Source organism: Hymenobacter jeongseonensis (assembly GCF_015694725.1).
GTDB lineage: Bacteria > Bacteroidota > Bacteroidia > Cytophagales > Hymenobacteraceae > Hymenobacter > Hymenobacter jeongseonensis.
Window position 1 is genome coordinate 612,350 of the sequence record NZ_JADQDQ010000001.1, and the last position, 24,043, is coordinate 636,392.

Annotated in this window: 16 protein-coding genes; 6 read left to right on the plus strand and 10 right to left on the minus strand. The window is 61.1% G+C overall.

The window, feature by feature from the left end:
- Nucleotides 1-215: 215 nt before the first annotated feature.
- The 4 genes from I2I05_RS02570 to I2I05_RS02585 all read right to left on the minus strand — a co-directional run bounded on the left by I2I05_RS02570 (nucleotide 216) and on the right by I2I05_RS02585 (nucleotide 6,727).
- Nucleotides 216-2,579 (minus strand): T9SS type B sorting domain-containing protein, encoded by a 2,364-nt coding sequence (locus I2I05_RS02570; RefSeq protein WP_196280627.1) that lies wholly within the window; start codon nucleotides 2,577-2,579, stop codon nucleotides 216-218.
- Between the two features lie 888 nt (nucleotides 2,580-3,467).
- Nucleotides 3,468-4,022: a GNAT family N-acetyltransferase gene (locus tag I2I05_RS02575; RefSeq protein ID WP_196280628.1), complete on the minus strand. Its 555-nt coding sequence runs from the start codon at nucleotides 4,020-4,022 to the stop codon at nucleotides 3,468-3,470.
- Nucleotides 4,023-4,184: 162 nt separating this feature from the next.
- Complete coding sequence (locus I2I05_RS02580; protein ID WP_196280629.1) at nucleotides 4,185-5,756, minus strand: ABC transporter permease/substrate-binding protein; 1,572 nt, start codon at nucleotides 5,754-5,756, stop codon at nucleotides 4,185-4,187.
- The gene (locus I2I05_RS02585; RefSeq protein WP_196280630.1) at nucleotides 5,744-6,727 is read right to left on the minus strand and encodes an ABC transporter ATP-binding protein; all 984 of its coding nucleotides are present in this window, start codon (nucleotides 6,725-6,727) and stop codon (nucleotides 5,744-5,746) included. The genes I2I05_RS02580 and I2I05_RS02585 overlap by 13 nt, the downstream gene beginning before the upstream one ends.
- 123 nt (nucleotides 6,728-6,850) lie before the next feature.
- Between I2I05_RS02585 and I2I05_RS02590 the strand changes: the two genes are divergently transcribed.
- Together I2I05_RS02590 and I2I05_RS02595 are read left to right on the plus strand one after the other, a co-directional pair.
- Nucleotides 6,851-7,846, plus strand: coding sequence for a DUF1028 domain-containing protein (locus tag I2I05_RS02590; protein ID WP_196280631.1), 996 nt, complete (start codon nucleotides 6,851-6,853; stop codon nucleotides 7,844-7,846).
- Between the two features lie 158 nt (nucleotides 7,847-8,004).
- Nucleotides 8,005-9,654: a M28 family peptidase gene (locus I2I05_RS02595; RefSeq protein ID WP_196280632.1), complete on the plus strand. Its 1,650-nt coding sequence runs from the start codon at nucleotides 8,005-8,007 to the stop codon at nucleotides 9,652-9,654.
- Nucleotides 9,655-9,807: 153 nt separating this feature from the next.
- Here the strand turns inward: I2I05_RS02595 and I2I05_RS02600 are convergent, their stop codons facing one another.
- A complete protein-coding gene (locus I2I05_RS02600) occupies nucleotides 9,808-10,698 on the minus strand; it encodes a pirin family protein (protein ID WP_230688091.1) in 891 nt (296 codons plus the stop codon).
- A gap of 302 nt (nucleotides 10,699-11,000) precedes the next feature.
- On the opposite strand from I2I05_RS02600, the gene I2I05_RS02605 reads away from it, so the two are divergent.
- Both I2I05_RS02605 and I2I05_RS02610 read left to right on the plus strand, forming a co-directional pair.
- A complete protein-coding gene (locus tag I2I05_RS02605) occupies nucleotides 11,001-12,107 on the plus strand; it encodes a glycoside hydrolase family 43 protein (RefSeq protein WP_196280633.1) in 1,107 nt (368 codons plus the stop codon).
- A gap of 284 nt (nucleotides 12,108-12,391) precedes the next feature.
- Nucleotides 12,392-12,814 (plus strand): BrxA/BrxB family bacilliredoxin, encoded by a 423-nt coding sequence (locus I2I05_RS02610; RefSeq protein WP_068189753.1) that lies wholly within the window; start codon nucleotides 12,392-12,394, stop codon nucleotides 12,812-12,814.
- On the opposite strand, the gene I2I05_RS02615 is transcribed toward I2I05_RS02610, so the two are convergent.
- Both I2I05_RS02615 and recQ read right to left on the minus strand, forming a co-directional pair.
- Nucleotides 12,811-13,317 carry an EamA family transporter gene (locus I2I05_RS02615; RefSeq protein WP_196280634.1) on the minus strand — a complete coding sequence of 169 codons (507 nt, stop codon included), beginning with the start codon at nucleotides 13,315-13,317 and terminating at the stop codon, nucleotides 12,811-12,813. The genes I2I05_RS02610 and I2I05_RS02615 overlap by 4 nt on opposite strands.
- 166 nt (nucleotides 13,318-13,483) lie before the next feature.
- A complete protein-coding gene (gene recQ, locus I2I05_RS02620; protein WP_196280635.1) occupies nucleotides 13,484-15,688 on the minus strand; it encodes a DNA helicase RecQ in 2,205 nt (734 codons plus the stop codon).
- 298 nt (nucleotides 15,689-15,986) lie between these two features.
- Here recQ and I2I05_RS02625 point away from each other — a divergent pair, with 298 nt between their 5' ends.
- Nucleotides 15,987-17,006 (plus strand): KpsF/GutQ family sugar-phosphate isomerase, encoded by a 1,020-nt coding sequence (locus I2I05_RS02625; RefSeq protein ID WP_196280636.1) that lies wholly within the window; start codon nucleotides 15,987-15,989, stop codon nucleotides 17,004-17,006.
- Nucleotides 17,007-17,051: 45 nt separating this feature from the next.
- On the plus strand, nucleotides 17,052-18,134 hold the full coding sequence (locus tag I2I05_RS02630) for a mannose-1-phosphate guanylyltransferase (RefSeq protein WP_196280637.1): 1,083 nt from the start codon (nucleotides 17,052-17,054) through the stop codon (nucleotides 18,132-18,134).
- A gap of 231 nt (nucleotides 18,135-18,365) precedes the next feature.
- On the opposite strand, the gene rlmB is transcribed toward I2I05_RS02630, so the two are convergent.
- From rlmB to I2I05_RS02645, 3 genes are all read right to left on the minus strand, one after another.
- Entirely contained in the window at nucleotides 18,366-19,418 is a 1,053-nt protein-coding gene (rlmB, locus tag I2I05_RS02635; RefSeq protein WP_317192305.1) for a 23S rRNA (guanosine(2251)-2'-O)-methyltransferase RlmB, read from the minus strand.
- Nucleotides 19,364-20,668, minus strand: a complete 1,305-nt coding sequence (locus I2I05_RS02640; protein ID WP_196280638.1) for a GWxTD domain-containing protein — start codon at nucleotides 20,666-20,668, stop codon at nucleotides 19,364-19,366. Before I2I05_RS02640 ends, rlmB begins: the two co-directional genes overlap by 55 nt.
- Nucleotides 20,669-20,928: 260 nt before the next feature.
- Complete coding sequence (locus tag I2I05_RS02645; protein WP_196280639.1) at nucleotides 20,929-23,940, minus strand: protein O-mannosyl-transferase family; 3,012 nt, start codon at nucleotides 23,938-23,940, stop codon at nucleotides 20,929-20,931.
- Nucleotides 23,941-24,043 lie beyond the last annotated feature (103 nt).

Below are 24,043 nucleotides of genomic sequence, written 5' to 3' on the forward strand. Positions count from 1 at the left end.
CTTCGAGGGCCAGTTCACGTCCTCGAAGTGGGCACACATGGCCCACTTCTCCTCAAATACGGCCGGCCACGACATCGCCCATCTTGTGGACAAAGGGAGGGCGGGTGCACAATGGTGCGGAGGGGCGCAGCACCAGCTATCACTTGGCACCCGAAGCATAGCCATCTCCAGCAGGGCTGGCAGATTTAACAAGCAGTTGTAGCGAAAGGAGAATACTAGAGCACGACTTCCACCCAGCCTTTTACCACGCGTTCCGCGGGGTCGCACTCGGTAGTATAGCGCCAGATATAGTAGTAGAGCCCATTCGAGGCCCCGGTTCCTGTCCAGAAATGGCCGTAGGTGGTAGCGGTGAATACTTCGCGGCCCCAGCGATTGAAGACCTGCAGGCGGGAGGTGCGCGGGTGCTGCAGCTTCAACTCAAACGCATCGTTGATACCATCGCCATTTGGTGTAAAAACATTGGGAACCGGCCAGGTCTGAACGGTTTCTACCCGAATTTCCGTGGCCGCGGAGCGCACGCTGCAACCGTTCTGCACCACCTCGAGTCGGTACAACCCCGGCTGCGCTGGCTGGTAGGTGGGCTGCCCATTCCCCACGGCCAGCATTTGCCAAGGTAAACCGGGGGCCGGGGCGTATTGCCATACCAAGCGTGCACCGGGCAGTGGGGCAGACTCGTACCGGAGTTCCCCAGCGGACTGCCCGCAACGCAGCTCGACCACGCCGCTCGGGGCCAGCAGCGGCGTGGGGACCGGGCTGACCACCACTGCCACTGAATCGGCTGCGCGGCAGGCTCCGCTGCCCCACTCGTAGCGCAGCACGTACCGCCCAGGAGCCGGAGGCCGGAAATATCCCTGCTGGGCATCGATAATACCAGTACCCCGCCACACGCCGCCAACTGGCACGGCGCTCAGCGTTAGGGTGGAGTCGAGGCGACACACCGTGAGCAACGGCGTGAGCACGCGCACTGCCACGGGCGCAATCACGACGCTCACAGTATCCTGGCTCGCGCAGGCACCGGTACCGGGTAGGCGGTAGGTGAGTACATGCCGCCCTGGCCCGGCCGCAGCTGTGCTAAAGGTGCCAGTGGTTGGGTTGGTGACGCCGGCCCCGTGCCAAGTGCCCCCCAGCGGCATAGCGCCTAGGGTGAACGCCGTGTCGTGGGCGCAACTGAACAGGCGCGGAACGGCTAGCAGCCGCACCGCCACGGCGCCAACCACTACGCTGACGGTGTCTTGCATGCCGCAGAGGCTGCCGCTACTCAGGGTGTAGGAAAGGACATGACGGCCTGGGCCCGCGGCCGCAGTATGGAAGGCACCCGTTTGCGGGTCAGTGATGCCCAAACCACTCCACTGGCCCCCGGGGGCATTGGCGGCCAGCGTAATCGTCGTATCGCGGGCACACGTCAGTTGCGGCAGAACCGGACGGGTAATTCGCAACTCGGGCTTCACCGTAACCACAGCGGTATCCCGGTGAGTGCAGCCCCCTGCCACGAGCAAATAGGTAATAACATGCGCGCCGACGCCCGCCCGGGCAGGGTCAAACCGTCCCGTTTGTGGGTTGGTAATTCCGGGCCCCGCCCACGTCCCACCGGGGCCTGTCGCCTGAAGCAAAACTGGTAAAGCCGTGGCACAGAGAGAGGGCGGCGGCTGAATCACCGGCCCCCACTCGACAAAGGCCTGCCCCGCCTGCGCAATGCCGTTCGACGTCCGGCGTGGGGCGCCGATAATGAGGTTGTTGCTGGCGGGGTCAAGGCCAACCCACACGCCGAGCGCATCGCCCGTGAGCGGCTGCGGAACGGCATAGCGCCGCTGCAAGCGCCACACGCCCTGCTGCAGTTCGTAGCGAAACACGACGCCACACAACACAGGCAACACCCCGCCAGTCGGGTTGCCCACTAGCAAAACATTGTTGCTGATGGCCACCGCGAGGCCAAAGCGGCCCCCAAAGCTGTCAGGGCTAAACAGCGTTTGGCGGAGCTGCCAGCCGGCCGCGGTGCGTGCGTAGATGCGAACCCCCTGGTTGGAATCCGTGCCAATAACCGCGTAGTTGCCCCGTACACCCACCGTATTGCTGGCCAGCGTCCCACTGGCATAAGACTCAACCTGTTCCAGTTGCCACACGCCCGCCGGGGTGCGGTGGTAAAAGTGAGCGGCGTTGCGCCCGCGCGTGAAGCGGTCAACAGCGCCCACAATCAAGTTGTCTCGGTCAATGGCCACGCTGTACCCGTAGTCATATCCAAAAGTAGTCGCTGACGGCGTTAGCGTCGCCACGAGCGTCCAAGGCTGCGTGGGCACCGGCGGCTGCCGGTAGACAAACACAGACTTGGTCAGTGCTATGTTGGAGTCGCCGTTGCCGATAACCAAGTCTGTGCCACTTTTTGCCAGGGCCCACCCAAACGTGGACGTAGTCTGGCTCGGATTGGAAATGAAACCAGTCTTGACCCACTGGCTGCCCTGCCGGGTGTAGATGTACACCGCTCCAATCTGGCCCGGTGCGCTGGGCCGAGAATAGCTGTACGCCGCCACCACCGCCGTCGAGTCGTCAATGTACACGTTGTTCCCGTAGGCGTCCGCAAGCAACGAAGTTGCCTCGCTCAGAGTCTGGCGATGGACCCAGGCCCCTGCGACAAACTCATATATCTGCGCGCTGCCGGGCGTCCGCGTGGTTGGATTGCCATTCGCTCCCGTAATGGCGAAACGTGTTCCGATACTGACGCGAGAACCAAAAAAACTGTCCGCCTGAGGCGTCGGTGCATCCAAGGCCACCAAATCGCAACTTATCGGCGCTTGCGCCTGCCCCGCGCGCGAAAAGAAGCAGAGCAGTAAAAGCAGGTAACGGATAACATTCGTGTTGCATTGGTAGAAAGGGAGCATTCGCAATGGGAAGAGCGATAGAAAGAGAAGCAGGAAGGAGGTATTTGAGCCTGCTGAGCCAAGGGTAAAGGTAGCTTTTTCCTTGTCCGGCGCCGTCCTTCACTTTATCGGTCGGAAAAACAAAAGGAGCCTTTGAAACGACGCTAGGCCGCTGTCAATTCGGTACTTTTCCACACGGCAACGCCCACTAGTTATTGAAAGACTAGGTTGAAAACGGGTAGGTCGGCAACCCACCATTTGAAGAAGCCGGTGTTTAAAGGCGGATGGTATTTCGCCATTCGCTTTCTCATCTTTCGATAAAGGACCGCATGGGGTAACCAGGCGAACACATACAGCCTGTGTCTGGCAAAATCCTGCTACACGTTGGGGCAGCCCGCATGGGGCAACTCGAAGCTGAACGCAGCGCGGTCATCGCTGTAAAAATACGGATGGACTTTGATGGGCCCGGGCACAAGGCCCCGGTTGAAAAGAAACCACTATTGTCTTCGATGTCTTGAGCAACCAACCAAATTCAAGACAGTGAAAACACTCGTCGAAGAATTGACGAGTAACAGATTGGAATCCTCTTGTTTATTGGCTTAGACGAACACAATGCTAAGGGAACCTATTTAGCTGCTTGTTCAAACGGTGGGATTGTAAAGGTTTCTCCAAGACCAGCAGCGTCAGCGGCTGCTTGGGGATGCCGTAGCGCGGGTCGGTGGGGAAGGGCTCGGTGGCGCCGGTTTGGTGGTAGCCCAGCCGCTCGTAGAAGGCAATGAGTTCGGGGCGCACCGAAATGACGGTCATCTTGCTCACCGTGCAGCCGTGCTGGCGGCCGTAGTCCTCGGCGCCTTGAATCAGGAATTTGCCCACGCCTTGGCCCTGGCTCGTGGGCGCCACGGCCAGCATGCCCAGGTAGACTTTGTTGCCCGTGGAGTGGGCGTAGAAACTGCCCAGCAACTCGTCGTTTTCTCTCAGGCAGAGCAGCATGGCGGCATCATGCACGGCCAGCATTTCGCGGATTCCTTCTTCGTCGATGCGCTGGCCGTCAAGCAGGTGGCCTTCGGAGGTCCAGCCCTGGCGGGACGAGTCGCCGCGGTAGGCGCTGTTCACGAGGGCCGTGAGGCGCGGGGCATCGGCGGGGTTAGCAGTGGTGAGGCGAAAAGTCATGGGTAAAAATTGAGCTAAAAGTCCGTCATGCCAAGCGCCGCAAAGCATCTTGCTCGCACCATCTGTCATGCTGACGAAGTAAGCATCTTCTGAGGTTAGAACAAGTTGTTCAGAGGTTAAAAGATGCTTCGCCAGCTCAGCATGACAGCCTTTTGTTATTATTTACTGCCGCAAGTACCGCCCCAACTCCGACACCGACGCAATGCCCAATTCCTGCGCCTGTTGCTGGCGCATGAGCAGGGCGTAGGTGTTGTTGAAACCCAGCGGGGCCAGCCATTCCAGATTGTAGCGCCGCCGGAATTCGTGGCGCACGTAGTTGAGCACGGCATCGGGCCGGCCGCCCAGTGAATCGACCACGGCGGGCGTGGGCTGCAGCAGCACGAGCAAGCCCGTGCCAGTGTATTCCGGGTAGAGGTCGATGGCGCCGTCGCGCAGGGCATCGAAGCAGATGGTGGTGCCGCCGAGGCCGGTTTTGGTTTGCACGGCTAGGTTGGTATTGCCGCGAATGAGGGCGGCATACATCTCGGCCAGAATGTACTGCTCGGCAAAAATTTTGGAGCCCAGGCGCACGGCCGGGGCGCCTTCCACGCTGGGGCGAGGTGCCCGCCACAGCCCGCGCCGCCGCAAAAATCCTTCGGCAATGGCTTGGGGCGACTGGTGGAGGTGGTCGGCGCGGTAGTTCAGGTTGGTCATTGCTGAATCCGAAATCTGGCCATCGAGCTGCGCCAGCACGGCGGTCAGCTCGGGGTGTTCGCGCAGTAGGGCGGGGCGCACCACGGGCACGGCGTAATAGGGCGGAAACACGCGGCGGTCGTCGCGCAGCACCCGGAGGTTGTAAGCTTGAATGCGGCCATCGGTAGAGTAGCCGTCGATGACGTCCACGTTGGCGTTGCGGGCGGCTTCGTAGACCAGCGTGGGAGCCAGCACCACGCTGGGCAAGCGCGTGAGGCCGTAGGTTTTGGTGAGACTGGGCAGGCCATCGGCCCGGCCCACGAACTCGGGGCTAAAGCCAGCCAGCAGCTTGCCCGTGGCGCGGGGCAGCAGGTAGAGCGCGCCTAGCAGCGGCAACGCCACCAGCAGGCCCACACCCACTTGGCCCAGGCGGCGGGCGCTTAGCTTCTGCACGCCACCCAGCAGCGCATCAAAAGCTACCGCCAGTCCGGCCGCCGGGAGGGCCCCGGCCAGTATCATGGCCGGGTTGTTCAGGGCAATGCCCCCGAAGATGAATTCGCCCAGCCCGCCCGCCGCCACGTAGGCCGCCAGCGTGGCCACGCCCACATTGATAACGGCCGCTGTGCGAATGCCCGCCATCAGCACTGGCAGCGCCAGCGGCAATTCTACTTGGCCCAGCACCTGCCCGTCGGTGAGGCCGAGGCCGCGGGCGGCTTCCACCACGGCTGGTGCCACGCCCCGAATGCCGGCCAGCGTGTTGCGAATAATAGGCAGCAGCGAATACAAGAACAGCGCGAAAATGGCCGGCTTCGGTCCAATGCCCAGCAGCGGAATCAGGAAGCCGAGCAACGCAATACTGGGCACCGTTTGCAGTACGCCCGCCAGCCCCAGCACCAGGGGCGCCCAGCGCGGCCGCCGCGATAGCCACAGCCCCACGGGCACGCCCAGCAGCACCGCCAGCAGCAGCGAGCCCGCCGTTAGGCCGATGTGCTGCAGGGTTTGTTCGCCGAGCTTGCCGGCCTGCTCGCGCCAAAAGGTGAGCAGCGCGGTTAGCGTTTCCATGCGTCCTCCTCTCGTTGCAACGCCTGCCCGAACGCGGCCATAAGTTCCGCCACCGTAAAAGGCAATGCGGAGGAAGCATCGTCGGCACTGGTCAGGGCCTCCAGGGCTTCATTTACCGTGGTTTGAATACTGAAAGTGTCTGAGCTGCCGGGGTTGTTATCTAACCTATTCAATTGCGGAATGTCGCCAAAAACGTCGCCCAACGTTAGGGTGCGCAACTGCAGCGCCAGCCGTTCAGCTGCGAAAAATCTTCGCACAAAGTCGTTGGCTGGTTGAAATAGCAGCTCGCGGGGCGTGCCCAGCTGCTGCACTTGCCCCGCCTCAAGTAAGAGTATGCGGTCGGCCAGCTCGAAGGCTTCGGTCACGTCGTGAGTTACCATCACCATCGTTTTGTTGCGCAGCTCCTCCAGCTCCCGAAACTCGCGGCGGATGCTACTGCGGGTGAGCGGGTCGAGGGCGCCGAAAGGCTCATCGAGGAGGATGATGGGCGGGTCGGCGGCCAGGGCGCGGGCCAGGCCCACGCGCTGCTGCTGCCCACCCGATAATTGATGCGGATACTGGTTGGCGTAGCGCTCCGGCGGCAGGTGCAACCGGGTGAGCAGGGCCGTGGTGCGCGCCGCAATGGCCGCCGGCGCGTGCCTGAGCAGGCGCGGGACCACGGCCACGTTTTCGGCCACGGTGTAGTGCGGCAGCAAGCCCACTTGCTGAATGACGTAGCCGATGCCGCGCCGCAGGGTTTCGGGCTGCTGGCGCAGCACATTCTGGCCGTTGATTTCCACCGTGCCGCTGTCGGGCTCAATCAGCCGGTTGAGCATCTTGAGCAGGGTGGTTTTGCCGCAGCCGCTGGGCCCGAGCAGCACCAGGGTTTCGCCGGCGGCTAGCTCAAAACTCACTTCCTGCACCACGGTGTGCGCTCCAAAGCGCTTGCTGAGGTGAGAAACGCGGACAACGGGCGAAGGTGTAGCAGGCATGGTGAGAGTAGGGAGGCAAGGTAAACCCAACCGGTGCAATTCGGTTTGGGTGGTACGGCTGCAGTCGTGGGCTCCGGCCCGTACCTTGGCCGCTCTATCAATCCCACTCTTCTTCCCCATTCCATGTTGCACAAATACCTGCTGCCGCTGCTGTTCCTCTTGTTGCTGCCTCTGCCCGCCACGGCGCAGATGTACTCCACTACCGACCCTTTTGCACATACCTTCAGCATTGTAGCCCGCGACCCGGCCACCGGCGAAATGGCCGTGGCCGTACAAAGCCACTGGTTTTCGGTGGGCACGTCCGTAAGTTGGGGCGAGGCCGGCGTGGGCGTGGTGGCCACGCAGTCGTTCACGAATAAGTCCTTCGGCTTGCGCGGGCTGGCACTGCTGAAAAGTGGCAAAACCGCCCAGCAAGCGCTGGACGAATTACTCTCCAACGACGACGGCCGCGACGTGCGCCAAGTCGCCATCCTCGACAATCAGGGCCGCGTGGCCGTGCACACCGGCAAAAAATGCGTCGACAAAGCCGGCCACATTACCGGCACTCAGTTCTCGGTGCAGGCCAACATGATGCTCTCCGACAAAGTATGGCCCGCCATGGCCAAGGCCTACGAGCAGAACGCCAAACTGCCCCTGGCCGAGCGGGTGCTGGCCGCCCTCGAGGCTGCCGAAGCCCAGGGCGGCGACATTCGCGGCCGGCAATCGGCGGCGTTGCTCGTGGTGCGCGGCACCGCCACCGAAGGCCCCTGGGCCGACCGCCTCGTGGACCTGCGCGTGGACGACCACGCCGCCCCGCTCCCCGAGCTGCGCCGCCTCCTGAGCCTGCACCGCGCCTACGAGCACATGAACGCCGGCGACCTCGCCGTGGAGAAAAACGACATGCCCACCGCCATCCGCGAGTATGAGGCCGCCGAAAAGATGTTTCCCAAAAACTTGGAAATGAAGTACTGGCACGCCATCACCCTCGCCAACAAGCAGCAGGTGCCCGCCGCGCTGGCCCTGCTCCGCCCCATATTCAAGCAGGAACCCAACTGGCGTACCCTCACCGAGCGCCTGCCCAAAGTAGGCCTCCTCACGGTAACGGACGCGGAGTTGAAACAGATTCTGGCGTTGAAATAATCGTTAGCATGCCATGATTTGTATCGTCATGCAGAGCGCAGCGAAGCATCTTGCTTGTGTTAGTAATTCAATCGTCAAGATTAGTGGTAGCACGCGAGATGCTTCGCTGCGCTCTGCATGACGTTCTTTTGTAATTCGTGGTATTCACTTAAATGCTAATGAAGTTCTTTTTCTCTTTAAGCATCCTCGCCAGCGTAAGCCTCACCGGCACTGCGCAGGCGCAAGCGCCGCTCACGGTGCCCGCCCCCGTCAAGCAAGTGCTCGACCAAGTGCAGCCCGCCGCCATCAAAGCGCACATTGCGTACCTGGCCGACGACCGCCTGCAGGGCCGCCAGGCCGGCACGCCCGGCTACCAGATGGCCGTCGATTACGTCACGAAGCAGTTGAAAAGCCTGGGCGTGCAGCCCGCCGGCGAAGGCGGAACTTACGTTCAAAAAATAAAGCTGCGGAAAGCTTTCCTCAAGCCCGGCGCCATCTTCACGGCCCGCGAGGGCCAAACAGCCACGCCGCTCACGGCCGGCCAGGACTACATCATTTACCCCAGCCCCGAACTGCCCGCTACCACCGTTACGGATGCGCCGCTAGCTTTTGCGGGCTTCGGAATCAGCGCCCCCGAGCTGGGCTACGACGACTACGCCGGCCTCGACGTGAAAGGCAAAGTGGTGGTAATTGTGCGCGGCGCGCCCCGCACGTTTGCCTCCACGGTGGCCTCGGCCAGCCAGGATTTGTCGGGCATTTTGCAGGCGGCGGCCAAACGCGGGGCCGTGGGGCTGATTGTGGCCTCGACCCGCGCCGGCGCGCTGCCGGATTTGAAGCGCGGCACCTACAGCGTGCTGGGTCCCAAGGGCAAGGTGGCGGCGTCGCGCACCTTTGCCGTGAGCAGCCAGCAGCAGCTCTACGCGGCGGTTAGCGCCGCCACGCTGCAGCGCCTCATGCAAACGGCCGGGCTGGACACGGCTACGGTTTTTGCCTCAATGAAGGGCGGCAAGCCGGCTTCGTCGCCGTTGAAAACCATCGTCAGCGCCAGCGCGCAGTCCACGTATCAGGACATTGAGAGCTACAACGTGGTGGGCAAAGTCACGGGCTCCGATGCCACGCTGCGCAAGGAGTACGTGGTGCATTCCGCCCACCTCGACCATCTCGGCATCACCGCCCCGGTGAAGGGTGACTCCATCAACAACGGCGCCCACGACAATGCCTCGGGCGTGGCGTGCGTGCTGGAAATTGCCAAAATCTACTCCAAGCTGAAGGAGAAGCCCAAGCGCAGCATGCTGTTCGTGTTTATGACTGGCGAGGAATTGGGCCTGCTCGGTTCGGCCGCGTTTGCCGCCAACCCCACGGTGCCCAAAGCCAGCATCGTGGCCGATGTGAACATGGACATGCCCACCATCATTGCGCCGCTGCTGTCGGTGGTGGCGCTGGGCGGCCAGCACTCCACGCTGCTGGAGCCCGTGGCCCGCGCCGCCGCCTACATGGGCATTGCCCTGGAGCCGGACCCCGAGCCGGAGCAAAACCGCTTCATCCGCAGCGACCAATACAACTTCGTAACGGCCGGCATCCCCGCCCTGCACATCAAATACGGCAACAAAACCGCCGACGGCAAAAACAACCTCAGCGAAGAGGTGCAGAAGTGGCGCGCTGTCACTTACCACAAACCGCAGGACGATATCAACGGCGCTTTCGACTTCGAAGCTGGCAAGAAATACGTGCAGTTCTGCTTCCTAATTGGCTACCAGGTGGCGCAAAACCCCGTGCGCCCCACTTGGAATAAAGGCGACTTCTTCGGCCAGCGCTACGGCAGCCGGTAGACGCAGGAACGAAGCGAGGCAGGCAAAAAAAGGCCGTCATGCTGAGCGGAGCCGAAGCATCTCGCGTGTGGTATTAAGTCAGATTACTATTGCACGCGAGATGCTTCGACTGCGCTCAGCATGACGTTCTGTTTATTCAGGTGTCGTTGCTTTTTACTCGTCGTCCTCAAACTTGCCCATTGCGCCGCTCTCAAAATCGGCAATGGCCTGCATCAATTCCTTATTAGTATTCATCACAAATGGCCCGTAAGTAGCCAGCGGTTCCTCAATGGGCTCGCCGGCCAGCACCAACACAATGCTGTCCTCCGTGGCCGTGATGTGTGCTTCTTGGGAGTCCCAGCCCAGCACCACCAGCTGCTTGGTGGCAGCAGGGCGGTTGCCGTGGAGCTGCACGTCGCCTTTCACAACGTAAAGGCCCACGTTGTAGTCGGCGGGCAAGTTCAGAGTCAACTCGGCGCCCTTCGTGAGGTGTACGTCGAGCATGGTCATGGGCGAGAAGGTGGTGGCCGGGCCGCTCACGCCTTCGTAGGTGCCCGCAATCACGCGGATGGTGCCTTTGCCGTCGGGCGTGGGCAGGGTTTTGATGGCCGCGGCGGGAATATCCTGGTAGTTCGGCGGGGCCATTTTGTCCTTCTGGGGCATGTTCACCCAGAGCTGCACCACTTCCAGCGTGCCGCCCTGGCGGGTGAATTCCTTCTCGTACAGCTCTTCGTGCATGAGGCCGGCGCCGGCGGTCATCCACTGCACGTCGCCGGGGCCGATGTTGCCAGCGTGGCCGGCCGTGTCGCGGTGCGCGAGCACGCCCTGGTACATAATGGTCACGGTTTCGAAGCCGCGGTGGGGGTGGGGCGGCGAGCCCAGGGGCTTGTCGCTGGGGGCCACCGTCATGGGGCCGATGTGGTCGATGAGCAGGAAAGGGCTGAGCTGGCGGATGCGCGGCCCCGGCATGGGGCTGGTCACCTGGAAGCCGTCGCCCACGGCCTTTTTGTTGCCATCGATAACCTGAAAGATTCGGCGAAAAGTGGTATCTGTTGTCGTGTCCATGATGAGCGAAGAAAATCCTGGGTAATGGGCTACCGCAGGCAGCCGGTTGATAAAAGCATTTGGGCGCAAAATAGTTATCGGCCCTGGCCGGAATAAACGAGGCTTAAGGCAGATGGTTGGGGGCAGCCTATCACAATCGGTTTCGGTAGTTTTTGAATAAAAACCATTATCAATCAAAGGGTTGCACGGATGGCGGGGGCTTCTATATTTGCGCCACATCCTCGCGGGCTGGCGTGCCAGCTACGCCCCCTGCTCGCCTTTTATAAGCGGTGAAAACGGCCGTCATTTCCTAAAATTCCCCCATGCTTACTTCTTTGAAAACGAAACTAGCCGGCCCGGTGCTGGCAGCCTCTTTGGCGTTAGTCGGCGCCTGCCAGAGCAATCCTACCAAGCAGGAAACCGCGACCGAAGCGTCAACTGCGCAAGCCGATACCACCGCCAAAAAGCCGCTGTCCGAGCCGCTAATCAGCAACATTTATACGGCCGACCCTTCGGCGCATGTATTCGAGGGCAAGATTTACATCTACCCGTCGCACGACATCGAAGCCGGCATTCCGGAGAATGACAAGGGCGACCATTTCGCCATGCGCGACTACCATATTCTGTCCCTAGACAGCATTGGCGGCAAAGTCACCGACCACGGCGTGGCGCTGGATATTAAGAACATTCCCTGGGCCGGCCGGCAGCTGTGGGCGCCCGATGCAGCCTTCAAAAACGGCACATACTACCTCTACTTTCCTGTGAAGGACAAGCAGGACGTGTTCCGCATCGGTGTGGCTACCAGTAAGTCGCCCGCGGGCCCCTTCAAGGCCGAGCCCGCGCCCATTGCCGGCAGCTTCAGCATCGACCCGGCCGTGTTCACCGACACCGACGGCAGCTCCTACATGTACTTCGGCGGCCTGTGGGGCGGCCAGCTCCAGCGCTGGCAGGGCGGCAAATACAATCCCAACGCCCCCGAAAAAGAGCCCAACGGCAACGTGCCCGCCCTCAACGCCCGCATGGCCAAGCTGACGGCCGACATGAAGAAATTCGATGGGCCGGTGAAGGAAGTTGTCATTCTGGATGAAGCCGGCAAGCCGCTACTGGCCAGCGACAACAACCGCCGGTTCTTCGAGGGCGGCTGGCTGCACAAGTACAACAGCAAGTACTACTTCTCCTACTCCACCGGCGACACGCACCTGCTGGTGTACGCCACCGGCGATTCGCCCGCCGGCCCCTTCACCTACCAGGGCGTCATCATGAAGCCGGTGCAGGGCTGGACCACGCACCACTCCATCGTGCCCATCAAGGACAAGTGGTACATCTTCTACCACGACACCCAGCTCTCGGGCAAAACCTGGCTGCGCAACATCAAAGTCACGGAAATGAAGCGCCGCGCCGATGGAGGCATTGAGACGATTGTGCCTTAAACTTCGCCCCGGCCCCGAAAAATGCCTGATGGGAGCTGATGACTGTAGCGTGGACTCTGCGAGTCCGCGCCCGCTAGAACGAAACCCGAACGGCGCGACCGGGGCGCGGACTCGCAGAGTCCACGCTACTAACTACACCGAACCGATGCCCGCTCGAGGGTAAGGGGACGAATTTCCCGCGTGAACGTCGCCAATCCCCCGCGAAACTTTCCGTGCCGCCTAATGCTTTAGCCATTCGTACTTTTGTGCCGCACGCGGCCCCCCCGCTTTTTAACTACAAGACAATGGCAGTTTATCCCGAATACATGGTGGCGCCCATCCGCCAAGACCTCACCGAAGTGGGTTTTGAGCAGCTGATGACCCCCGAGGAAGTTGATTCCGCACTGGCTTCGAACGAAGGCACCGTGCTGGTGGCCGTGAACTCGGTGTGCGGCTGCGCCGCCGCCAAAGCCCGTCCGGCCCTGAAAATGGCCCTGGCCAGCGCCGACAAGAAGCCCGGCAAGCTCGTGACCGTATTTGCCGGCATGGAAACCGAAGCCGTGGCCAAGATGCGCGAGCACCTGCTGCCGTACCCGCCCTCGTCGCCCTGCATCGCCCTGTTCAAAGACGGCGAGCTGGTGCACATGATTGAGCGCTACCACATCGAAGGTTCCGACGCCATGCGCATCGTGAACAACCTGCAAGGCGCGTTCGAAGAGTACTGCTAGACCCGGGCCGTCGGCTTGGATTCGTAAATGGTCGTTCCGCTTTCGGGGCGACCATTTTTTTTGCCCGTATCCGTTTTCTCCGAAGGCTTGGCCATGGCAATGACGATGGCGCCGCTGGCCATGAGCGCCGCCCCCAGCATCACCTGCCACGTGAGCTTCTCTTTGAGGAACACGGCCGCCAGCACCACCGAGAACACCAGTGCCACATTCGTGAGCGGCGACACGCGCGAGGCATCGCCAATGGAAAGCGCCCGGAAAGACAGCAGCGAAGAAGCCGCCGTGAGTACGCCCGCGGCAATCAGAAACACCCAGCTCCGACGCTCGATTTTGCCAATATCGGGCAGCAGCCCTTCCCACAGCACCGTGCCCCAAGCTACCAGAATGATGAGCACGGCCTGCACGGCAAATGCCAGGCTCGGGGGAACATTCTTGATGCCCGCTTTGGACAAAGTGACAACGGAAGCGGAAACCATTGCCGCTAGCAAAGCAAAAAACACCCACATATATATCCCCGGAAATAGCAGCTAAGCAGCACAATACGTACGCTTGTCAATACGCGCTCAACGCGGGGACGGTTCAAATTATCTGCCCGCACGGCGCCAACAAAAAAGCCCTGCTGATGAAGCGGGGCTTTTTTGTTGGCGCCGGCTACGGCGCAAAAGGTCTTGGCTAGTTGGCCACTTCGCTCAGGAATTTCACGCGCACCAGGCGCAGCTCTTCCTCCGTAAAATCGTCGCCTAGCTCAGTCATGGCCACCGCAATATTGTCGGTGCTAGCCGTCATGAAGTAGTCGTAAATCTCGTCCTGAGCCTCTTCTTCCACCATCTCGCCGAGGTAGTAATCGATGTTCAGCCGAGTGCCGGAGTAGCAGATGTGCTCGATTTCCTCCATCAATTCGCCCATCGAAATGCCTTTGGACGAAGCAATGTCCTCCAGCATCATCTTCTTGTCGATTTGCTGGATGATGTAAATCTTGATTTTCGAGCGGTTCACGGCCGACTTCACCACCACGTCCTCGGCGGTTTCGATGTCGTTGTCTTCCACGTACTTTTTGATAGCCGCCACGAACGGCGCGCCAAATTTCTGGGCCTTGCCCTGGCCCACGCCCGACACGTGCGTAAGGTCGTGCAGCGACGTGGGGTAGGTGGTGGCCATTTCCTTCAGGCTCGGGTCTTGGAAGAGAACGTAGGGCGGCAGGTTTTTCTGCTTGGCTACCTGCTTGCGTAGCTCCTTGAGCTGCACGAACAGGGCCTCGTCGTGCCCTGCGGCCTGCTGCTCCTCTACTTTCTCCTCGTCGGCCTTTTGCTCCTCATCGAAGTTGTGGTCCTTGGTGAGCGTGATGGAACGCGGGTTTTCGATGAAATCGATTCCCTTTTCGGTGATGCGGACCAAGCCCAGGCTGTCAATGTCCTTTTCCAGCAAGCCATTGAGCAAGCACTGGCGCAGCACCGAGTGCCAGAACTGCGCGTCTCCCAGCTCCTTGCCCTGCCCGTACACCGGCAGCGCGTTGTGGGCATAGCTCTCAATGTGCGGGTTATTGAGGCCCAGCAATACCTGGCCAATGTGGTTGAGGTTAAACCGCGCTTCGGTTTGCACCGTGGCGCGCAGGGCCAGGCCCACGGCCTCCTTGCCTTCGAACCGCTCCTTGGGGTGCTTGCAGTTGTCGCAAAAGCCGCAATCCGTGTCCAGTTGCTCGCCGAAGTAGTGCAGCAGTTGGCGCCGCCGACACACCGCACTTTCGGCGTAGTTGGTCATTTCGGCCAGCAACTGGTGGGCGTTATCACGCTCGGTCACGGGCTTGTCTTTGCTAAACTTCTCCAGCTTCAGAATGTCGTCGTAGCTGTAGAACATCAGGCAGTTGCCTTCCAGGCCGTCGCGGCCGCCGCGGCCGGTTTCCTGGTAGTAGCCTTCAATGGATTTCGGTGCGTCGTAGTGCACCACGAAGCGCACATCGGGCTTGTCGATGCCCATGCCGAAGGCAATGGTGGCCACGATGACGTCGCATTCCTCGTTCAAAAAAGCATCCTGGTTGTCGATGCGCACCTGCTGGTCGAGGCCGGCGTGGTAGGGGCGGGCGCGTACGTCGTTCACGCGCAGCAGCTCGGCAATCTCCTCCACCTTTTTGCGGCTCAGGCAGTAGATGATGCCAGCCTTGCCCTTGTGCTGCTTCACGTACTGAATCAACTGCTTCTTGGTGTTGTGCTTGGCGCGCACCTCGTAGTAGAGGTTGGTGCGGTTGAAGCTAGTTTTGAACACCGAGGCGTCGTCCATCTGCAGGTTCTTCTGGATGTCCAGCTGCACTTTGGGCGTGGCCGTGGCCGTGAGGGCAATGATGGGCACATTGCCGCCCAGGTTGTCAATGATGCCGCGAATCTTACGGTACTCGGGCCGGAAATCGTGGCCCCATTCCGAAATACAGTGGGCTTCGTCGATGGCCACGAAGCTGATGGTCGACTTCAACAAGAACTCAATGGTGTCGTCCTTAGTAAGACTTTCCGGGGCTACGTAGAGCAGACGAACGTCGCCGTTCATCACGTCTTTCTTCACCCGATTCATCTCCGTTTTGGTCAGCGTCGAATTGTACACCTGGGCATTAACCCCGAAAGCGGCCAATTGGTCAACCTGGTTTTTCATCAGGGCGATGAGGGGCGAGATGACGATGGCCGTGCCCGGCACCACCAAGGCCGGCAACTGGTAGCACAGGCTTTTGCCAGCGCCCGTCGGCATTATGACGAAAGTATTATGGCCGGCCAGTACGTTTTGAATAACAGCCTCCTGCGTGCCCCGAAATTGACCGTAGCCAAAAACCTCTTTTAGTGTATGTTTTAAATCGGCGACGAGGGTCGGGGCTTCTTGTAGGGCAGCAGACGGCATGGGGCGGGAGCTCAGGTGGCATGCGTGCGGACGCACGGTTCATTACGAAGATAAGCACGAGCCTACTTTTTCAGCGTAAAAAATGGTGTTTTTCGTGAATTGTGGAAAACAATTTAATCATATTGAAGCGTAAGGATTCTTTGCTTGGAATAACCGCCACCACAAGAAGCCTTAAATTAGGATTGAACATAGAGAATACCCAAGTCTAGCCCTGGCCGTGGCCTGCCCTGGGGTAGGGGCCCGGTGCTCGGCTTAGTTTCTATGTCCCAATTTTGTGGTCCCTCCATTTGCCCCGCCCATGCTCGCTTCCCCCCAATCCGCCGCCTTGCCAACTGCTCCTGATGCTGCTGCCGCTACTGACGTGCTGACCATTGCCCGCCAGGTGCTGCACGCCGAAGCCGCGGCCCTGCACGACGTGGCCAATGCTCTCGCCGCCACGCCCGACTTTGTGAACTGCGTGCAGGCCATTTTGCAGCTGAAGGGCCGCGTGGTGGTTACGGGCATCGGCAAAAGCGCCCACATTGCGGGCAAAATCGTGGCTACGCTCAACAGCACGGGCACGCCGGCGCTGTTCATGCACGCCGCCGACGCCATTCACGGCGACTTGGGCATGATTCAGCCCGAGGATTTTGTGGTGGCCATCAGCAAGAGCGGCGACACGCCCGAAATCAAGGTGTTGGTGCCGTTGCTGCGCCGCAAAGGCGTGCCGCTGGCTGCGCTGGTCAGCAACGCCGATTCGTACTTGGGTCAGCAGGCGACCTACATCCTGCACGCCCCGGTGCAAAAGGAGGCTTGCCCCAACAACTTAGCCCCCACCACTAGCACTACCGCCGCCCTGGCCCTTGGCGATGCCCTGGCCGTGTGCCTGCTCGAAAGCCGCCAGTTCACCGCCGCCGATTTTGCCCGCTTGCACCCCGGCGGCACGCTCGGCAAGCGCCTCTACCTGAAAGTGGGCGACCTGAGCCGGCAAAACCAACGCCCCCAAGTGACCGAAGGCGCACCGCTAAAAGAGGTGTTGCTGGAAATTTCGGGCAAGCGCCTCGGCGCTACGGCCGTGCTCGATACGGCTGGCCAACTCGCTGGCATCATCACCGACGGCGACCTGCGCCGCATGCTCGGCAGCTTTTCCGACCTGGAAAAGCTCAACGCGCGCGACATCCTTACGCCCCACCCTGCCACCATCGACGTCGAAGATTTTGCTGCCGAGGCATTGGCGCGCATGCAGCAGCGCAACATCACGCAGCTGGTGGTGACGGAAGACGGGCAGTTTGCCGGCTTCATTCATCTGCATGATTTATTGCGCGAGGGGTTGGTGTAACGCGTATACTGAAGCCGTCCCTCCTTCTGCTTTACATTTGCTTCGATGAATTCCACGTACCTAATCGTGATGGCCGGCGGCATTGGTAGCCGTTTCTGGCCATTCAGCCGCACACAACACCCCAAGCAATTTCATGACGTTCTGGGCGTCGGGCGTTCCATGCTTCAGCTTACCGTTGACCGGTTTGCCACGGTTTGTCCGCGGGAAAATATTTTCGTGGTAACGAATCGGGACTACAAGGACCTGGTGCACGAGCACCTGCCGGAACTGCCCGCCGACCAGATTCTGGGCGAACCCATCGGGCGCAACACGGCGCCGTGCATTGCCTACGCCAGCTACCGCATTGCCCAACGAGACCCCAAGGCCACCATCATCGTCACGCCCGCCGACCACGCCGTGATGCGCGACGATGAATTCATCCGGCTTATGGGCATTGCCGTGGCGGCAGCGCGGGCCAACGATGTGCTCATTACCCTTGGTATTCAGCCCTCCCGGCCCGACACGGGCTACGGCTACATCCAGTACATGGACGAGCAGTCCCTGCCCGGTGGGCAACTCCATAAAGTCAAGACCTTCACCGAGAAGCCCAATCTGGAGTTGGCCCGCATGTTTGTCGACAGCGGGGATTTTCTCTGGAATTCGGGGCTGTTTGTGTGGCGGGTTGATGTTATTCTGGCCGCTTTTCATCATTACCTGAGCGACATCGCCGAAGTCTTTGAGGAAGGCAGTGAGATGCTGGGCACGGCGCAAGAAGAAGAGTTCATCAGACGCGCGTATTCCCGCTGCCGCAACATCAGCATCGACTACGGGGTGATGGAAAAAGCCGACAACGTGTACGTCCTGCCCGCTGATTTTGGGTGGAGCGACGTGGGCACTTGGGATTCCCTGCACCGCATCGGGCGGCACGACGAGAACGACAACGTGGTGAGCGGCGACGTGCTGCTCTACGACACCACCGGCTGCGTCATTAAAACGCCGCCCGAGCGCTTGGTTGTCGTGCAAGGCCTAGAAGACTACATCGTGGCCGAGTACGACAACGTGCTGCTGATTTGCAAGCGCAGCGAAGAGCAGCGCGTAAAGGACTTTGTGGCCGACGTGAAGGCCAAAAAGGGCAACGGGTACAATTAGGGCAGAAACCAACTCCCCTCAGATGGGGAGGGGACGTTTTCGCGGTAGCGAAAACTGGGGTGGTTGACTTCGTTGAACGACACCGGAACAATAAAATAAAACGACCTATTGGCAGAGCTTCTCAAGCTTTCCCAATAGGTCGTTTTTAGGTTGCTAACGGCGCAACTGCCCAACTACCAGCTAAGCCTGCGGCTTGGCATCCCCTCCTTACCAAGGAGGGGAGCTGTTGTTCTACGAAGCCTGCACTCGCTGCCGCGCCACTTCAAACAGCATGATGCCGGCGGCCACGCTCACGTTCAGCGACTGAATCTGGCCGGCCATGGGCACCTTCAGCTTCACGTCGGCCAGGCGCAGCAATTCCGGCGAAATGCCGTCTTCTTCCGAGCCCATGAGCACGGCCACGGGGCCAGTGAAATCAATTTCCGCTGCCCCAACGGCATCGTCGGCTTTCTCGGTACAGGCCACAATGGTCACGCCCGACTGCTGGAGAAAGCGAATGCTTTCCTGCAAATTATTCTCGCGGCAAACCGGCAGAATGTTCAAGGCGCCGGCCGAAGTTTTCAGGGCATCGCCGTTGATTTGGGCGGCACCGCGGCCGGGCACCACAATGGCTTGCACGCCCAGGCACTCGGCGGTACGGGCAATGGCGCCGAAGTTTCGCACGTCCGTAATCCGGTCGAGCAGCAGCAGAAACGGCACTTTGCCTTCTTCAAACAAGCCCGTTACGATGTTTTCGAGCGGCGCGTAGTCAATCGGCGACACGAAGGCCACAGCACCCTGGTGGTTCTTCCGGGTGAGGCCGTCGAGCTTTTCGCCGGGCACCAGCTGCACCGGAATACCGACCGCCCGGGCAGCCGTCGAAATATCCGAAACCAGGCTGTTTTTGGTGCCGCGCAGCAGGAATATTTTCTCCAAGGTGCGGCCCGCGCTCAGCGCTTCCAGAATGGGGCGCAGGCCGAAGAGCATGTCGATGCTGCGGTCGGCGGCGGGGCGGTTTTCGTAGCGGGGCCGGTCGTCCGAACCACCGCTGCTGCGCTCGCGGAAGGGCGGGCGCGATTCGCCACGGTCCGAGCGGCCGGTGCGGTCGCCGGCGGCTTCGTCGCGGTTGTCGCTGCCGCCGCGGCCTTTGGGGCGGGCGGGGCGGTCGTCGAACTCGCTGCCGCCGCGGTCGGGGCGGAACTGCTTGGGGGTGACGGGGCGGTTGGCGCCGTCGTAGAAGCGGCGGCCGGCTACCGGGCGCGCGGGACGTTCGGGCCGGTCAGGGCGGTCGGTGGGGTTCTCCATTTTTCAACGGCGGCATACCAGAGCAATTCGTACTCGGGTCGGCGCACCAATTCGTAGTAATCAGGTGCAAAGGTACTCGGCCGCGGGCGGAAGGTGTAGGTAACGGGTCCGCCGTTCACTCCGCCTTCGGAATAAAACCACCGCTCCTCGCCATTATACAGCCGCCGCACGCTGGGCGGCGGGCCCAGCACCACGTACAGCAAGCCGCGGTCGGTGAGCCAGCCGGCCTTGTGGGCGGCAAAAAGGTGGTTGGCCGCCGTCACCCGCCCGTAATAGCGCCGAATCAGGTCCTTGCCGAGGGTTTGGTTGCCCTGCGCAATGTCGAGCCAGAATCTATCTACGGCGCGCTTGGGGTCGGGCGCATCGGTGAGGTGCTGGCGTTCCTGGCTGGTGGTGAGGTAGCGCAGCGGCTCAATCAGCTCGGCGGCGGTGGTAAGGGCGGGGTAATTGTTCTCGGCCACCAGCACGGCCAGGGTGCGGGGCGCCACACCACCCGCACCGCCCACGCGCAACGCATACAGGCCTGCATCAGCAAAACGAAACGCCTCGCCAGGCCGCGTGGTGGCCGAATCCAGAACGGGCAGCACTTTAGGCCCGGCGGGCAGGGCCGCCCGGTTGGTCATGGGCGGCAGGGCGGCAAGCGGATTCACGGCGTAGCGCGTCCAGCGCACCGGTTGGTAAAGGCCGTAGCTGTCCACCCCAAAGGGTTCGCCAGCCCGCACATAGCGCCGCAGCAGCGGCAGTCCCACCGAATCGGTGAGCACAAACGAGCGGGCCAGGTGGGCGGGCGTCAGGCGCAGCCAGGCCGTAGTCTTGAGCTCCTGGTAGTCGTCTTTAGCATCCGGGGTGCCGGTGTGGAGCTGGAGCACCGTGCCCGCCGGCACCCGCGCCGCCGCTAGGCAAAAACTCAGGCGCCGGCTACCGTCTGCTTCGGGGCGCGGCTGCTGGCGGCGGCGCGGAATGCTGTCCTGCCAGAGCGGTTGCTTGGCTTCGTAGCTGGGCCACGCCGTGATGTGAAGCGAATAACCGGGGCCGAGGCGGGCCGGCGCGGGCAGCCGCAAATACAGGCGCAGGCTGTCGCCCTCGCGGCGGGTGTCTACTTCCAGGCGTGCTCCGGGCCGGTACAGGCCGGCAAAGTCGGGGCGCGGGACCAGGGGTGCGCGGCCTGCTCCTTTGAAGCCAAAGCCGCCCGAAGCCACCAACAGCAGCCAAACGCTGCTCAACACGCCCCAATTGGCTAAGCGTCTCATTGCTTGAATCGTTTTTGAGGGTGACGTCTTCTTTCCAACAGAAGCCTGGTACATGTACGTAAATCAGGCTGTCGGCAAGTAAAGCAGCTGTTGGTTTTATCGATTCCGGGCACGCTGCTTTCACCGAACGCCATTTGGGTGAGCGTAGTCTGAATTTTGTGGCTGAAAACGGAAGGTGGAGTTATCGTCATCGGTTTTAACAAGTAAAAAGGCCGGCCCACACTGCGGACCGGCCTTTTCACTTGTCAATAACGGCCAATTTACCGCGGATAAAACTGCTCCATCAGGCTGCGGGCTTTGGTGCCGCGGGCCTGGTCGCCGCTGCGCTCGGCCGCCTGATACACGCTTTGCAGGCCCAGCAAGTAGCCCCGCTGGTCGTCTTCGAACAGGCTGGCATCGGGCTTGGTGGCGTAGTACGACAGCATCTGCTCCGAGCGGCGCGTCATGGTGTCGAGAATGTGGTCGGCCTTTTTCTTCTCGCCGCCGGCTACCAGGGCCGGCACCAGCTGCGGCGAGTAGTAGTCATAAGGGACGGTGTTGTCGGGCATCAGCTCCAGGCACTTGGTGGCGACTTCCCGGGCCTTGGCCACGTTGCCGTCGGCGAGGTAAGCTGACGCCAGGCGGGCAAACTTGTCGCGGTAGTTGGCCGGGAAGCGCAGGTGGTTTTCGTCGTAGAAAATGGTGGGGTCCTGCAGGCCGCGGTAGCTGAAGTCTTTCAGTAAGTGCTGGTACGTGATGTCGCGCTCCACGTATCCTTCTTCGCCGCTGCGCGGGTCGTAGTTCGGGTCCTTCAGCGGCAGCAGGCGGTAGGCCATGCCTTCCATTTGAAAGTAAGGCTGCAGGTTCATGTAGTCGCTCGGGGCCACGGTGCTGCTGAAGTAGATGGGCCGCTCCCAGTTGTTGGTGGCAATCATGTCGAGAATCACCAGGTTTTTCTTCTCGATGGCGCGCTTGCCCATGCTCCATTCCATGCGCGAAACGAGCTGCTTCTCCCGCCCTTTGGGGATGATGCCCAGCTTCTGCACCGCTGCCGTATCGATGGGCAGGTAGAAATTGGGCGTGGGGAACGACATCATGCCCGGGCCACCTTCTTGGTACTGCACTTGCAGCAGCGGGTTGTTGTCGGCCACCAGTTGCAGGAATTCCTTCAGGTTCACGCTGGGCACCGACGGATTGGCGGCGAAGGGCAGCATGTCGTTGGTGCCCTGCGCGTAGCGGTCGGCGCCCATGCTGATGGGGAACGGCGCCGACTTGTAGGAGCGGCGCTTCATCTGAGCAATGTACCAATCGGTGTTCAGGTAGCTAAGCACGGCCACGCGCACATCGGTGCGCACACCTTCCACTTCCTGTGCGTACCAGAGCGGGAAGGTGTCGTTGTCGCCGTTGGTGAACAGAATGGCATTCGGCGCGCAGCTGTTGAGCAGGTTTTTGGCCGAGTCCACCGAGTTGTAGCGGTCCGAACGGTTGTGGTCGTCCCAGCCCTGGGCCACCATGATGCCGGGGATGAGCAGGCCGGCAGCCAGGGCTAGGCCGGCGCGTAGGCCGTCATTCTTTACCACCTTGCCAAATAGCTCGGCCAGCCCCAATACTCCGAGGCCTATCCAAATAGCAAAGGCAAACGTGGCGCCGGTGAAGGTGTAGTCCCGCTCGCGCGGCTCGCGCGGCGGCTGGTTGAGGTAGAACACAATGGCCAAGCCCGTCATCAGAAACAGCAGGCCCGTTACCCAGGCGTCTTTGCTGTTGCGGCGGCTCTGGAAAAACAAGCCAATCAGACCCAGGATGAGGGGCAGGGCCAGGAAGTTGTTATGCGCCGGACTCTCGCCGATGCGGGGCGGCAACGCACTCGCGCCGGGGCTAAACGGTGTAACCACGCCTGCCTGCTGAATGTCGGATTCGCGCCCCACGTAGTTCCACATAAAGTAGCGCCAGAACATGTGGCCCATCTGGTAGCGGAGCATGAAGCCCAGGTTTTGGCCCATCGTGGGCTTCACGCCGTCCTGAATGTCCACCCATTTCTTGTAATTGGCAATCTGGTCGGGCTCGTAGTTGTAGAGGCGCGGGAGCAGCATTTTGTCGCCCTCGGGGTAGCCGGCTTCCTGCTGGCGGGGCAGTATTTCCTTGTAGGTGCCGGTTTGCGGGTCGCGGGCGTAGCGGGGGGCGCCTTCCTCGTAGTGGTCGGGTTGCGAAAATAGGTGCGGGCCGTAGAGCAGGGGCCGCGAGCCGTACTGCTCGCGCTTGAGGTAGCTCACGAACGAGAGCACATCCTCAGGCGCGTTTTCGTTGATGGTTGGCTTGAACGAGCTGCGAATCGGCACGATGAGGTAGCTCGAGTACCCAATCAGGATGAACACGAAGCACAGCATGGCCGTGTTCAGCAGCTGGCTGCGGCGCTGAAACGACTGCCGGAAACCGAAATAAATCAAGCCGATGAACAGCGCCAGGAAGATTATCAGGCCGGAGTTGAAGGGCAGCCCAATGGTATTCACGAAGAATACCTCAAAGTTGCCGGCCAGCGTGGGCAGGCCGGGAATGATGCCGACCATGATGGAGCCCACGATTATCATGCTCACCACCATCACGATGATGGCGCCTTTGGTGGTGGGGTTGGCGGTGCGGCGGTAGTAGTAGATGAAGCCCAACGCGGGGAGGGTGAGCAGGTTCAGCAAGTGAACGCCGATGCTCAGGCCAATAACGTAGGCAATGAGGATGAGCCACTTGTCGGAGTCGGGCTCGTGGGCCCGGGCTTCCCATTTCAGCATTATCCAAACCACAGCGGCCGTGCACAGCGCCGACATGGCGTATACCTCGCCCTCCACGGCGTTGAACCAGAACGAATCGGAAAAGGCAAAGGCCAGCGCGCCCACTGCGCCCGCACTCAGAATGAGAAAGGATTGCGCGCTTGTGGGCTCAATGGACTCGGCGGCTACGGCGTTGGCCACCGCATCGTGGCGCAGCACCAGCTTGCGGGCCATGCGGGTGATAATCCAAAACAGAAACAGCACCGTGAACGCGCTGCTCAAGCCCGATAATGCGTTGATGAGTACCGCCACTTTGGTCACGTCGCCAAACGCAAACAGCGACATCAGACGGCCCAGCAGCAGGAAGGTGGGCGCCCCGGGCGGGTGCGGCACCAGCAGCTTGTAGGAGCAGGCAATGAACTCGCCGCAGTCCCAGAACGAAGCCGTGGGCTCCAGGGTGAGCAGGTAGGTGACGGCAGCAATGGCAAAAACGAGCCAGCCAACGAGGTTATTCAGGCTTTTGAAGGAACGCATAGAATCGAGAAGAGCGCAGGCCCCAGTGGCCAACGCAGCAGGCAGAGGGTCAGGAAACGAAAGGTAGGAAAGCGGTTAAAGGTCAAAAGTAGGCATTGCAACG

Bases quoted from the DNA above. Each gene is read 5' to 3' on its own strand.
- I2I05_RS02615 (WP_196280634.1), bottom strand. From the start codon at position 13,317: ATGTGGGTGTTTTTTGCTTTGCTAGCGGCAATGGTTTCCGCTTCCGTT.
- I2I05_RS02575 (WP_196280628.1), bottom strand. From the start codon at position 4,022: ATGACTTTTCGCCTCACCACTGCTAACCCCGCCGATGCCCCGCGCCTC.
- I2I05_RS02640 (WP_196280638.1), bottom strand. From the start codon at position 20,668: ATGAGACGCTTAGCCAATTGGGGCGTGTTGAGCAGCGTTTGGCTGCTG.
- rlmB (WP_317192305.1), bottom strand. From the start codon at position 19,418: ATGGAGAACCCCACCGACCGCCCTGACCGGCCCGAACGTCCCGCGCGC.
- I2I05_RS02585 (WP_196280630.1), bottom strand. From the start codon at position 6,727: ATGCCTGCTACACCTTCGCCCGTTGTCCGCGTTTCTCACCTCAGCAAG.
- I2I05_RS02645 (WP_196280639.1), bottom strand. From the start codon at position 23,940: ATGCGTTCCTTCAAAAGCCTGAATAACCTCGTTGGCTGGCTCGTTTTT.
- I2I05_RS02580 (WP_196280629.1), bottom strand. From the start codon at position 5,756: ATGGAAACGCTAACCGCGCTGCTCACCTTTTGGCGCGAGCAGGCCGGC.
- I2I05_RS02590 (WP_196280631.1), top strand. From the start codon at position 6,851: ATGTTGCACAAATACCTGCTGCCGCTGCTGTTCCTCTTGTTGCTGCCT.
- I2I05_RS02625 (WP_196280636.1), top strand. From the start codon at position 15,987: ATGCTCGCTTCCCCCCAATCCGCCGCCTTGCCAACTGCTCCTGATGCT.
- I2I05_RS02600 (WP_230688091.1), bottom strand. From the start codon at position 10,698: ATGGACACGACAACAGATACCACTTTTCGCCGAATCTTTCAGGTTATC.
- I2I05_RS02630 (WP_196280637.1), top strand. From the start codon at position 17,052: ATGAATTCCACGTACCTAATCGTGATGGCCGGCGGCATTGGTAGCCGT.
- I2I05_RS02595 (WP_196280632.1), top strand. From the start codon at position 8,005: ATGAAGTTCTTTTTCTCTTTAAGCATCCTCGCCAGCGTAAGCCTCACC.
- I2I05_RS02605 (WP_196280633.1), top strand. From the start codon at position 11,001: ATGCTTACTTCTTTGAAAACGAAACTAGCCGGCCCGGTGCTGGCAGCC.
- I2I05_RS02610 (WP_068189753.1), top strand. From the start codon at position 12,392: ATGGCAGTTTATCCCGAATACATGGTGGCGCCCATCCGCCAAGACCTC.
- recQ (WP_196280635.1), bottom strand. From the start codon at position 15,688: ATGCCGTCTGCTGCCCTACAAGAAGCCCCGACCCTCGTCGCCGATTTA.